Source organism: Streptomyces sp. NPDC021115 (genome assembly GCF_044333065.1).
Taxonomy (GTDB): Bacteria; Actinomycetota; Actinomycetes; order Streptomycetales; family Streptomycetaceae; genus Streptomyces.
In genome coordinates this window covers 364,622-377,259 of the sequence record NZ_JBIRQF010000002.1, presented here as the reverse complement: position 1 = coordinate 377,259, position 12,638 = coordinate 364,622, and the positions used below count along the sequence as shown (strand labels likewise).

The following is a 12,638-nucleotide window of genomic DNA, read 5'->3' as shown; positions in this document are numbered from 1 at the left end:
TCGCGGAACCCGGGCCGCTCACTGCTTCGGCGGTGGGCGGCCCGCAACGACATTTCCCCACGGTCGACGAGCAACCGTGGAGAAGTGCGCGGCTCAACGCAGGGCGGGGATCTGGCCGGAGAAGGTGAACTTCAGCACGTAGGCCAGCGCGCCGTACGGTGCCGAGGGGGACGGGAGGCTGATGTGCAACCCGTCGCCGCTCTGGGTGGGGGCGGGCAGGTTCGTGTACGTGCCCGCGGTGCTGCCCAGCAACTGCAACGACGTCAGCGAGCGCATGTCGATGCGGCCGGCGGCAAGCGTGCTGATCACCGTCGACGTGCCCGGCCAGCCGAGGATCGTCGCGTACAGCACCTTGTTGGACTTGTCGCGGGTGAACCTGATGTCCTTGGGGGTACCGGCGCGCGGCTCGGTGAAGGATCCGCCGCCCATCTTGGTCGGGCCTTCGCCGTAGGCCCTCCAGGCACGCGTGACGTAGAGGGACTCGCCGAAGCGCTTGAGATGGTCGCCGATGCCGAGGAGTACGTCGCGCTGCCCCTGCGGAATGCTGCCGTCGGCCATGGGGGCGATGTTGAGGAGCATGTTCCCGTTCTTGCTGATCCGGTCGATCATCGCGTGCAGCAGCTGGGTGGTGGAGTAGTAGCCGATGCCTTGCGTGTAGCACCAGCTCGAGCTGCTGATGCTGTCGTCGGTGAGCCAGTACGGGAACGTGAGGTCGCCCGGACCACCGCGTTCGTAGTCGAAGACCTCGCCCTTGTTGTTGTAGCCGTCCTTGTAGGTGGCCACGACGTCCTTGCCCCACGCGAGGGCCTGGTTGTAGTAGTACGACAGGAAGTTCAGGCGCCGGGCCTCGTCGACCTTGGTGAGGTCGAAGTCCTCCCAGAGGATGTCCGGCTGGGCCTGGTCGACCACTTCCTTGAGCTTGTCGTACCACAACTGGTTCTCGGCGGCCCGGTCCAGCTGGCCGTAGAGCTTCTTCAGGCTGGGGGTCGGCTGGGCGGGCACGTGATCGTAGTAGCCGTTGAAGTTGTACGCGTGGTGCATGGCCACCAGCAGCTTCAGCCCCTTGCCGCGGATGGCGTCGCGGAAGAGCCGGAGGAGATCCAGCCGGGGGCCACGCCGCACCGAGTTCCATTCGTTGACCGCGCTGTCCCACATGGAGAAGCCGTCGTGGTGCTCGGCGACAGGACCGGCGAACCCGGCACCGGCGTCGGCGAAGAGCTGGGCCCAGGCATTCGGGTCGAACTTGCCGCCCGCGGAGGCGAGTCTGGGGGCGAACTGGACCATGTTGCCGGCCTTGTCGCGGGCTCCGTCGATGAAGTTGTGGTACGGCCATGCGGAGGGCTCGCCGTAGGTGGCCGTGTGGTGCCTGTTCGCGGCGCTGCCACCGATGTACATGTTCCGCGGATACCACTCGTTGTCGAACGCGGGCACGCTGAAGGCGCCCCAGTGGAAGTAGATGCCGAACTTGGCGTCCTGGAACCACTCGGGCGCCGCGGGGTGCTGATCGACCGAGGGCCAGGTGGGTGAGTACGACGAAGGCGCGGCAAGCGCTGCCCCGGGGGCGATCCCGAGATCTGCTGCCGTGGCGGCGGCGACGGTGGCGACTCCGGACAGGAACAGGCGCCTGTTGATCGTCATGAGAAGACCTTTCGGGTACGAGCGCGAGTGGCGCCCCCAGGTCCGGCGTGCCGACGAGGCGCATCTGCCATGGAGGCGGACGCCTGCCCGCTACGGTTGCCGCAGCGGGCAGGGCTAGTTGTCGTTCGTCGCTGTCACAGGGCCGTGACCCAGGACGTTCCGTTGCTGGTGGCGTCGCCCCGGAGGCGGTCACGGGCGGCGGTGTCGCCGTACAGGCCCCAGCGGAACCAGTCCAGGAAGGTGTTCTCCGTCTGGGCGTAGTACGGGTACTGCGGCGTCAGGAACGAGCCGTGGTCGGCACCGTTCTGGGTGAGGAACGCCTTGGGCGCGGGGAGTTCGCTGTACGCCTGCCGTGCCGAGCTGATGGGGCAGGTCCCGTCGTTGCTGCCGTGGATGAACAGCACCTTGGCTTTGAGGCCGGCGGGGTTGCCCATGTCCACGCAGGCGACCGGGACGGCGGCGACGATGCGGTTGTCCGGCCAGGCGGTGAGCAGGCCGTGGGTGGTCATCCCGCCCATCGAGTGGCCGGAGACGCCGACACCGGTACTGGTGTCGATGTGTCCGGCGAACGGGCTGCCCGACGCGCTGTTCAGCGCCAGTGTCCGGGTAATGACCTCGGAGACGTCCTTCGACCAGTTGCCGTTGTAGACGCTGCCGATGTTGGTGTTGTCGGAGAACGAGGGAGCGGGGCAGATGAAACCGGCGGCGGCCAGGTCGTGGGTCTGCGAGGAGTAGCAGTCGGAGTTGCACCCCATGCCGTGGCTCCACTCGGCGATGGGGAAGACGCCGCTGGCGAGAGGGGCGTCCGGGACGGGGGTGCCGCCCGGGTTGCCGGTGGCGGCCGGGTAGAAGATCTTGGTGAGGAGCTGGCGCCCGCCGCGGGACCAGTTGTACTGCCGAACCCCGATGGGGAACTTCTGGGTGGGCGCCTGCCGCGGGGAAGCCGCCCGGGGTGTGGCGGTGCCGGCGACCGCTGTGCCGCCGAGCGCGGATAAGCCCACGCCGGCCGCTGCGGCCGTGCCGAGGAAGGTGCGCCGTCGCATCGACATCGATGACTCCTGGTGGTGGATGATGAGGGTGATGTGGTGGCCGGGGTCCAGTCACCCGAACACCTTGGCGCGGCGCTACTTCGACGCCGTCGCCGCGGAGGCGGCGGTGAACCGCCACCAATTCATGTTGAGCAGATAGCCACTGCCGCCGGTGAACCTCAGATACAGGTCCTGGGTGCCCGTCGCGCCGGTGACCGGGCAGGACACCGTCGTCCAGGTCTGCCACCCACCGGTGTTCGGCACACCGCACCGGCCCGCCACCGTCCCGCTGGGGCCGCCCAGGCGCAGTTCGACGGCGCTGCCGCCGACTGCCGAGGCCACACGTGCCGTGAAGGACGACGCACCCGCGCCGAATCCGACGCCCTTGACCTTGATGTAGTCGCCGTTGTCGATGTATCCGACGTTCAGCCCTCCGTCACCGGACGGCTCGGTCTCGACCCCGGACTCCCAGGCGATCGTCTCGGCTTCCTGACGTGTGTACGGATCGAGCGTGCCGGCCTGAGGCGCCCCGGCGTTGGTCATGTTGATCGTCGGGATCGTGCCGTCGGACCTGTAGGAGAACCTCTCCACGGCGACCGAGCGCGTGTAGCCGCCCCCGCCCGGGAGTGCGCCGTTGTGGTAGAAGAAGTAGGAACTCCCCTTGAAGTCGATGATCCCCGGGTGGTTGGTGAAGCTGCCGCCCTGGGTGGGCATGACCGTGCCTCGGTAGGTCCACGGCCCGGTCGGGCCGGGGGCGGTCGAATAGGCGATGAACTCCGGGCAGCACTTGGCCGCGAAGACGTTGTAGTACAGGCCGCCCCGCTTGTAGACCCAGGGCCCCTCTTCGAACAGGGTGGGCCGGCCCGCGTCTCCCGTACGGGTACCGAAGCCCGCGGTGGTGAGCGGGATCTTGGTGGGGCTGCCCGCGTAGGAGGTCATGTCCGCGTTCAGCTTGACGTACCACAGGTCCGGGTTGCCCCAGTACAGGTATGCCTGGCCGTCGTCGTCGATGAAGACCGTCGGGTCGAACTGGCCGTTCTCCACCAGGGGATGACCGAGGGCGTCACGGAACGGCCCGGTGGGGCTGTCGGCCACGGCCACGCCGATGGCCATCCGGCCGGTCGCCCGGTCCGTCATCGGCACGTACCAGTAGAACTTGCCGTTGCGGTAGACGGCCTGTCCCGCCCAGGCGTTGGAGGATGCCCAGCTGAAGGAGGACAGGTCGAGCGGGGAGCCGTGATCGGTCCAGTTGACCGTGTCGTCGGAGGACCAGACCCGCCATTCCTTCATGGTGTAGTTGGTGGAGTTGTCCTCGTCGTGCCCGGTGTAGAGGTACACCCGGCCGTTGTGGACCAGCGGGGCGGGGTCTGCGGTGTAGATGGTCTGCACGATCGGGTTGTCCGCCCTTGCCGCGGTGGGCTGGACCACGGCGGGGACGGCGAGGGCGAGCATGAGGCCCACCACCCAGGCGACGGCTCGCCTGAGTCTCCTGCTGGTCGAAAGCGGTAACGCCGGCGAAAGCGGCCGGGGGTAGGTCATCGTCGGCTCCAGGGGCGCTGGCTGACGCGGAGGGGCGGCGGTCACGAGCGCGCCCGCCGCGAGCAGGACGAGGGCGGCGGCCGCTCCGAGGGGAAGACGAGCTGGTCAGCGGTAGCCGGCGGCGACCACATTGGCCTGGACGGCGTTCTCCGTCTGATCGGACGGATAGCCTGCCACCATGGCGCCCTCGTAGAAGGTCCCGGCGCTGAGGTTGGCGCCGCCGCCGGGCTTGCAGCAGTCGCCACCGCTGCCCAGGACGATGGCCCCCTGCCTCTTCATGGGGCTGTAGCCGCCTGGCAGGGCGCCGTCCCAGAGGGTGGTCAGGCCGCCGGACTGGGCATCGCTGCCCTTGATGGCGAAGCGGGAAGTGCCGTTGTTCTTCAGGGTGGCGGTGACGAACTTGCTGGTGAAGGCCCGCTGCTTGGGGTTCCAGGACTGGCTTCCCCCCGGATACAGGCCCCATTCGAGGTCCGCCTGGACCCATGGGCCGCGGCCGGAGCACCCGCCGAACCAGCACGAGGTGCTGAAGTTGATGGCGTCCATGGCTCCGGCGGCGTCCGCCTTCCGCGTGGTCTCGCTGTTGCCGTAGTCGAAGCAGCAGCCGCTGTTGACGTGCGTCCCGCTCGTCACCATGTACATACCCTCGGGGGCGCTGCCGGTGGGGATGCCGGTGGCGTGGCCGTCACGCCAGTAGCTGTTGCCGGGGTTGATGTACAGGGAATACGCCTTGCTGCCACCGGCGGTCAGGGACTCGGACGTCGCCTTCGCGGGGCTGCTCTGGCTTGAGCCGGGGACCTGAGCGGACCCTTGGTACCACAGGTCGTTTCCGCGTCCGGACTGGTCGTAGACGACGGTGACCACGCAGGTGGCGCCGGAACAGAAGGAGTCCTGGGCGGCAGCGTTGGCGACGCCACCCGCGCCGAGGGCGCCGATGTCCCGGGTGGCGTTGTCCGACGAACGCCTGACCTGGTACAGCTTGCCACCGTAGGCCCCGTAGAGCGCGCGGACCGTGCTGTGCGCGGCCACGCAGGGGGTGCCGCCCGAGGCGTAGAGGTCGCACGGCCCGGTGGCGGCCGCCGACGCCGGTACCGGCCAGGTGAACGCGGTCGCCAGTGCCGCGATCGACATCAGCGCCGAGCGTGCGGCAACACCTGCGGATGAATGCCGGCTGCGGGGCTGTGGCGCCGGCGGGGATGCTGACGAAGGCTGCATGGCTCTCCTCTTGGAGGGACGCGTCGACGATGGGCCGGTGAGCGGCCACATCGCAGGCGCGTCAGATCATGCGCATGACAAATCACACCTGAACCCTGTACGCGGCTGCGGAGCCCACGAGCAACACGACATTCGATATGTCGAACATGTGTCGTACTCTCGGATAGCCAGGATCGTAGAGCGGCCCCGAGGTTTGTCAACCCTCTCGGTGACGAGAGGGATGCCGGCCCGCCCGGCTGCGGTCGGCGGGCAGGTCAGCCGAAGACCCGGCGCTGGATCTCGCGCCGGTAGTCCTCGAGCGTGTTGTCGAGGTGGGTCATGGTGGCCCGAGCCGCCGCCTCCGGGTCGCCGTCCCTGATGGCCCGGCAGATCGAGGCGTGTTCGTCCACGGCTTCCGCGGCATGGCCTCCGACCGTGCCGTGCAGTCCGATCGTGCTGGACTGGCGCTGCAACCGGCGCGCCTCGCGTACCGCCGCGACGAGGAACGGGTTGTGCGAGGCGGTGGCGATGCCGATGTGGAAGTCGTCGTCACCGCGGTCGAACAAGGCCCGCTGCCCCGTCACGTGCCCCTCCCGGCACATCTCCGCCGCGGTCTCGATGGCACGCAGCTCGACGGGGGTCGCCCGGGCGGCGGCCAACCGGCTCGCCGCGGCTTCCTGCACTCGCCGGAACTCGAAGAGCTGGTAGACGTGTTCCAGGTCGGTCGGCAGGAAGGGGCTCCCCCAGCGCGAGGAGCCCAGCAGGCCCTCGTCATCCGTCACGTAGAGGCCGCGCCCCTTCTGGGCCCGCACCCGCCCGATCGCGGAGAGGATCTTCACCGCCTCCCGCACCACCGTGCGACTCGCGCCCAGGCGGGAGGCCAGCTCGTGCTCCGTCGGCATCCGGTCACCCGGCTGAAGCCGCGACTCGGCGATGAGTTCGAGGATCTGCTCGGCCACGAGCTCGTACCCGGGGCGATAGGCGCCCGTCGACTCGGCATGGCGTCGCTGCGGGGGTGGCGTGTGACCGGCCGCCGGTACGGGCTTTCCGTCCAACCGCTCGTCTCCTTCGACGCAGGGAGGAGTCGCCCGATCCTGGCCGCCCCCATCCCTGAAAAGCATATACCTGGCCATATTCGAAAAATATGTCTGACTCTCCCGTTGACGGCACCCCAGACGGGCGGTCTTATGTGTGACCAACTCGGCCCGGTGCCCTGCCCCGAAGGGAGCACTGATGCGATCCGTGATCACGGCCTCGGTACCACTGCTGGAGCCGCCGGGCTGGGCGACTGCGCAGCGTGCCCTGTTCGACCTGCTCGACCACGCCTGGCGCCGGTTCGCCGATGACTTCACCGACTCCGACGGGCGACTGCGGTACACCGGCGGACTCAGTTCACGCGACGGCGCGGACGACTTCTACGAGGTCTTCTTCAACTGGCCACAGCTCTACCTCCTCGGCGGGCACGAGGACCTGCTGGCCCAGGCCGAACGGCACTGGGAGGGAGTCACCCGGCAGCTGACCGAACTGGGCATGCTCAAAGACGAGTACGAGCGCGGCTACGACTGGTTCCACCAGGGCGAAAGCCTGCTGCTGTTCTACTTCCTGTGCATGGCCGCCCCCGACCGCTGGAAACAGCGGGCGCGGCGCTTCGCGGACCTCTATGTGGATCCCCGGCACGGCAACTACGACCCGGAACACCGCATCATCCGCCGGCCGCACAATGGCAGCGATCCCGACCGCGAGGGGCTCTTCGACGGCGACGCCTACCCCTGGCTTCCCCAGGAGGCCCGGACCTACGGCTTCCCTCTGGAGTGGACGGTGCCGGACGGCGCCGATGCCCCGCCGCCCGGCCGCGACCCGCGACTGGGCGACGAGATGCGGCGGCGTATGGGGGCGGGAGACACCGCGGTCAACCTGGCCGCCTCGGGACTCGTCCTCAACGCCCTGATCCTCACCGGTGATCCGCGCTACCGCGACTGGATCGCCGAGTACGTGGGCGCCTGGCGCGAACGCGCCGCTGCCCTCGGCGGGATCCTCCCCGACAACGTCGCCCCGGACGGCACGGTGGGCGGACTGCTGGGCGGCCGCTGGTACGGCGGGCACTACGGCTGGTCCTGGCCGCACGGCTGGTACAGCGTCGGGCACGCCGCGACGGTCGCGGCCCTGGCGGGCGCGGCCGCCACGGGCGACGGCTCCTATCTGGACCTGGTCCGCCCCGCGCTGGACGAGATCATCTCCCAGGGCAGGGTCATGACTTTCTCGGAGGCGGACTCCAGCCTCCGGTCCAAGTGGTCCGTCCAACTCCGCGAAGACATGATCACCCCTACACTCCATGTGCCGTTCCGGTACGCCGACCGGGGCTGGTTCGACCACAACCCGATGCTGATGGCGGTCCCGATCGCCCTGTGGCACCACTCCGCCTCGGCCGCGGACCGGGCACGCCTCGAACGGCTCCGCTCGGCCGGCGGGCACGACTGGCGCACCGTGCGCCCCTTCCGCAGCAAGGAGGAGGCCGGGCACGAGGAAGCGTGGTTCGCCTTCCTCACCGGCGACAACCCTGATTACCCGGAGCGGATCCTGGCCGCCGCGCAGGCCCAGGTACGCCACCGGCTGGCCCGGATGGAGCGCTACCGCGGCGCGGACGTGCCCGAGGCCGACCTCCACCTGTGGCAGCAGTCGAACCCGGTGGTCACCGAGGCCCTGGTCCAGCTGACCTGGGGCGGACCGCAAGTCATCTACAACGGCGGCCTGCAACAGGCACGCGTGCGCTACTACGACGCCGTCGCCCGGCGCCCCGGTCTGCCCTCCTCGGTCGCGGCCCTGGTCTCGAGCGTCGACCCGGAGGCCACCGTGGTCGACCTGGTCAACCTCGACCCCGAGGGCGCGCGATCGGTGATCGTGCAGGCGGGGGCGTTCGCCGAACACAGCATGCGCACCGTGTGCCACACCGTGTGCGAGGACCCCGCCTGGATGGGCGGTCTCTACGACTACGGCCACGGCCGACCGGCCGTCACCTCCGCCACGGCCCGTGTCGACGGGCCGTGGCTGCGCGTGGATCTGCCGCGTTCCACCCGGATCCGCCTGTCGCTCGGGCTCGACCTGCACAGCCGTCCGCCGTCCTGTCGCACGCCATTCGACGGACCGGACGGCGAGGAGACGTCATGACCAGGAAAGTCCACGAACTTCTCACCCCCGAGGATGCTCATGTTCCGCCAACCAGGAAGAGCACTCGCCGCCCTCACCGCGGCCCTCACGGCCTTAACGGCCTTCACCGGGACCATGCTCCCCGCGGCCCACGCAGCCACCGGGGCCAGGGCCGTCGCCAGAATCACGGTGTCCCCCGAAGGCAGTGACCGCGACGCAGGCACGGCCGACCACCCCGTTGCCACCCTCGCCAAGGCGCGGCAACTCGCCCGGGCCCAGTCCGGCACGTCCGACGTGGTGGTGGAGCTGATGGGCGGCACCTACCGCCTGGCAGAGCCGTTACGACTGACCGGAGCCGACGCGGGACGCAACGGTCACACCGTCACCTGGCGGGCGCGGCCCGGGCAGACTCCCGTCCTGTCCGGCGCGCTGCGGGTGACCGGCTGGCAAGTCCACGACGCGGCGGCGAACATCTACGCCGCACCGGTGCCGAAGGGAACGGATTCGCGCCAGCTCTACGTCGACGGCGCCGGCGCGCCCCGCGCCTCGATCACGATCTCGCGCAACGACATCCAGGTCACCAAGACCGGGATGACCATCGTCAACCCGAACCTGAAGTACCTCGCCTCACTGCCCCGGCAGAACCGGATCGAGGTGGAGAGCCAGAATTCCTTCACCGACCGCTACGCACCCGTCCAGAACATCAACGGCACCACCATCACGATGCAGCAGCCGGCGTGGAACAACAACAACTGGGGTTACGACACCCTCGCCAAGCCCTTCGCCGGCGGCACCCTCATGCTCCAGAACTCCTACTCCTTCCTCAAAACGGCCGGGCAGTGGTACCTCGACCAGGACGCCGGCCAGCTCTACTACAAGGCACCGCCCGGCAAGAATCCCGCCGACAGCGACGTCGAGCTGCCGCAGCTCGCCTCGCTGATGCAGATCGGCGGCACCTACGACAATCCGGCCCACGACATCACCGTCGAGAACATCCGTTTCGAGTACTCCACCTGGCTCCAGCCGGGCACCTCGATCGGCTACGCCGACCAGCAGAACGGGGCCTTCCTCGCGGCCACTCACCAGCAGCCGAACGACTTCCTCACGTCCTGCCAGTCCGGCTGCCCGCTGTTCGAGGCGGCGCGCAACAGCTGGCACCAGATCCCCGCGGCCGTACAGGTGTCGGCCGCGCGCGGCATCACCTTCACCGGCAATACCTTCACCCATCTCGGCCAGGTAGGTCTCGGCATAGGCAACGACGCCAACGCCCATGCCTCCGGTGTCGGTCTGGGCGCGTCGAACATCACCGTCCAGCGCAACACCTTCACCGACCTCGCCGGCGCCGGCATCGTGGCCGGCGGTGTGCAGCCCGACGCCCACCACCCGTCCAACCCCGCGATGGTCGACAAGGACATCACGATCAAGAACAATCTGGTGACCAGGGTCGCCCAGGACTACAAGGACATGTCCGGCATCCTGACCACCTACGTCACCCACGCGGTCATCGAGCACAACGAGGTGTCCGACCTCGCCTACGACGGCATCGACGCCGGATGGGGCTGGGGAGCCAACGACCCCGGCGGCAGCACGGACTACAGGAACCGGGGCCTGTACAACTACCAGCCGGTCTACAGCACACCGACCACGTTGTCGGACAACTCCGTGCGCTACAACCTCATCCACGGCACCAAGAAGGTCTTCCACGACGGTGGCAGCCTGTACAACCTGTCGGCGAGTCCCCGCACCGTCATCGAGGGCAACTACATCTACGACAACCGCAACACCGTCGGCCTCTATCTGGACGAGGGCTCCCGGTACGTGACGCTGTCGCACAACGTGATCCGGGACTCCGGGGTGTGGGCCTTCACCAACGCCGGTCCCACCAACAACACCAACGACAGCACCTTCTCGGAGAACTGGTACAACAGCGGCGCGACCCAGGTGGCGACCGGTTCCCCGCACAACAACGTCCTGCGCGGAAACGTCCAGGTGAGCGGTGGCAACTGGCCGACGGCCGCACGACAGGTCATGGACCGGGCCGGCATCGAGCCCGGCCAGCGGCCCCCCGCCGCCCGCTAGGCCGAGCCCGAGGACACAGCATCAGTAGCCGTAGATCATCTTGTAGGCGGCCTCGGGGAGGAACTGGCCGGCCGAGGAGCCGGATCCGACGCCGCAGTTGCCGTCGGACTCACCCGGGGTCTTGATCCACAGGAGCATTTCGGCGCCTCCGCCCAGCTGGGTGGGGGCGCCGATGCGGCGGCCCGACGGGTTGCACCACTGGCCGTTGGAGCCGTTGCCGTTGCGGCTGGTGTCCACGACGAACGGCTTGGTGTAGCCGTAGCGGGCGCCCAGTTCGCGGTTGACGGCGTTGCCGTAGGCGGTGTTCTCGGCCGTGGTGAAGTAGTTGGAGACGTTGAGGGAGAAGCCGTGGGCCTGTCGGAGGCCGGCTTCGTGGAGGCGCCGGGCCATGGTCGCCGCGTCCGCCCAGCCCGGGTTGCCGGCGTCGAGGTAGACCCAGGTGTTGGGGGCCTGACGGCTGAACTGGGCGAGGGCGCCGGTGAGCATGCCCTCGCGTTCGTCGATCTGGGCCTGGGTCATGCAGCCGTAGTCCCCGAGGGAGTCCGGCTCGAGGATCACGACAGCCGGGCGGTTGGCGATTCCGCCGGCGAACTGGGCGATCCAGGTCGCGTAGGCGGACGGCGAAGCGGCCCCGCCCGCGGAGTGCCCGCCGCAGTAGTCGCGGTTGTAGATGTTGTAGGCGACAAGGATGGGCAGTCTATCCGCATTGTCCGCGGCGCCCGCGTACGCGCCGGTGGCGGTGCCGATGGTGCCGCTCCAGGAGCCGAACCAGCGGGCCATCGGGGTATTGGCGATGGAGACGTTGATCGCGGACGCCCGGCCGTCGCCGGGGTTGGCGGCGACCCACCGCTTCGCGCTGGAGTCGGGGTCCGTGTAGAACCCGTTGGTCATGGTGGTCGGGTCGGCGGCGTGGGCGGACGGTGCGAGGGCGAGCGCCAGCGGCAGAGCGAAGAACGCTGCCACCAGGGCGCGGAGTCCGTGGCGCATGACTGTACCTCGGTTTCCTGGCAGGGATGCGTCGCACGCTCTCGGTCACCGGCGAGCGACACGCTGAGGAAGTGCGGTGATACGAGGCGCCCTTGCGCGGCGACTCCCCGGCGGGGACGACAGGCCGAAGGGCGGCGGGCGAACATTTGGGAGCGCTCCCATGAGGAGCGCTCCCAATGGCGCTGAAAGTGCTCGGGGTGTGGGACGTATCGTGTTGCGGGCTGGTGGAACTGTCAAGGGCCGACGTACGACTCGCCCTTCACGGGGCGGGGACAAGGCTCTTCAGCCCCCCAACATGGGAGTCCGCCTATGTCATTGACCGACAAGGCAATCGCACGCATCAGGGAGATGATCCAGACCGGCCAACTGCCGCCGGGCGCCAAGCTGCCGCCCGAGCAACAACTGGCCACAGAGCTCGGTCTGTCCAGGAATCTGATGCGCGAGGCGGTCAGAGCGCTCGTGGTCGCGCGGGTCCTGGATGTCAGGCGGGGAGACGGAACCTATGTGACGAGTCTGGAGCCCGCACTGCTGCTCGAGGGGCTGGGCTCGGCGGTGGAATTGCTCCACGGTGACACCCTGCTGGAACTGACCGAAGTGCGCAGGCTCTTCGAGCCGGTCGCCACGAGGCTCGCCGCCACCCGGATCTCCGACGACGACCTCATCAAGATCAGGCACCACCTTGACGCGATGAGGGCCGTCCGCGACGACGTCGAGCTGCTCAACGAGCACGACGCCGCCTTCCATAACGCGGTGATCGCAGCCGCTGGAAACAGGACCCTGGCTACGCTGCTGGAGGGCATCTCCAGCCGCACCGTGCGCGCCCGGGTCTGGCGGGGCATGGTCGACGACCATGCCGGTGACCGGACCATCGCCGAGCACGAGGCGATCTACGCCGCCCTGCTGCGCAGGGACTCCGCACTGGCCGAGGCCGCGGCGCTGATGCATGTGAGCACGACGGAGCAGTGGCTGCGTCAGCACCTCGACCACGACGAGACACGGAGTGGCGCCGTACGAGAATGACCGGCAGTTCTC

Annotated in this window: 8 protein-coding genes and 1 pseudogene; 3 read left to right on the top strand and 6 right to left on the bottom strand. The window is 68.8% G+C overall.

Translation table 11 applies throughout. From position 1 onward, the window contains the following. Positions 1-93: 93 nt before the first annotated feature. The 5 genes and pseudogenes from ACH4TL_RS07310 to ACH4TL_RS07290 form a co-directional block, all read right to left on the bottom strand. Positions 94-1,638 (bottom strand): alpha-L-fucosidase, encoded by a 1,545-nt coding sequence (locus tag ACH4TL_RS07310; protein WP_398310561.1) that lies wholly within the window; start codon positions 1,636-1,638, stop codon positions 94-96. A gap of 134 nt (positions 1,639-1,772) precedes the next feature. Beyond that, entirely contained in the window at positions 1,773-2,687 is a 915-nt protein-coding gene (locus ACH4TL_RS07305) for an alpha/beta hydrolase (protein ID WP_398310564.1), read from the bottom strand. Between the two features lie 75 nt (positions 2,688-2,762). Then, the gene (locus ACH4TL_RS07300) at positions 2,763-4,127 is read right to left on the bottom strand and encodes a glycoside hydrolase family 43 protein (RefSeq protein ID WP_398311592.1); all 1,365 of its coding nucleotides are present in this window, start codon (positions 4,125-4,127) and stop codon (positions 2,763-2,765) included. A 183-nt stretch (positions 4,128-4,310) separates the two neighbouring features. Further along, positions 4,311-5,273: pseudogene (locus tag ACH4TL_RS07295) on the bottom strand (arabinofuranosidase catalytic domain-containing protein); the annotation flags it as partial. Positions 5,274-5,671: 398 nt separating this feature from the next. Beyond that, positions 5,672-6,451 (bottom strand): FadR/GntR family transcriptional regulator, encoded by a 780-nt coding sequence (locus tag ACH4TL_RS07290; RefSeq protein WP_398310567.1) that lies wholly within the window; start codon positions 6,449-6,451, stop codon positions 5,672-5,674. 178 nt (positions 6,452-6,629) lie between these two features. Between ACH4TL_RS07290 and ACH4TL_RS07285 the strand changes: the two genes are divergently transcribed. Further along, positions 6,630-8,561: a hypothetical protein gene (locus ACH4TL_RS07285; protein WP_398310570.1), complete on the top strand. Its 1,932-nt coding sequence runs from the start codon at positions 6,630-6,632 to the stop codon at positions 8,559-8,561. A gap of 39 nt (positions 8,562-8,600) precedes the next feature. Beyond that, positions 8,601-10,619: a right-handed parallel beta-helix repeat-containing protein gene (locus tag ACH4TL_RS07280; RefSeq protein ID WP_398310573.1), complete on the top strand. Its 2,019-nt coding sequence runs from the start codon at positions 8,601-8,603 to the stop codon at positions 10,617-10,619. Between the two features lie 21 nt (positions 10,620-10,640). On the opposite strand, the gene ACH4TL_RS07275 is transcribed toward ACH4TL_RS07280, so the two are convergent. Further along, a complete protein-coding gene (locus ACH4TL_RS07275; protein ID WP_398310576.1) occupies positions 10,641-11,606 on the bottom strand; it encodes a glycoside hydrolase family 6 protein in 966 nt (321 codons plus the stop codon). 309 nt (positions 11,607-11,915) lie between these two features. On the opposite strand from ACH4TL_RS07275, the gene ACH4TL_RS07270 reads away from it, so the two are divergent. Beyond that, positions 11,916-12,626 carry a FadR/GntR family transcriptional regulator gene (locus ACH4TL_RS07270; RefSeq protein WP_398310579.1) on the top strand — a complete coding sequence of 237 codons (711 nt, stop codon included), beginning with the start codon at positions 11,916-11,918 and terminating at the stop codon, positions 12,624-12,626. Positions 12,627-12,638: the final 12 nt, after the last annotated feature.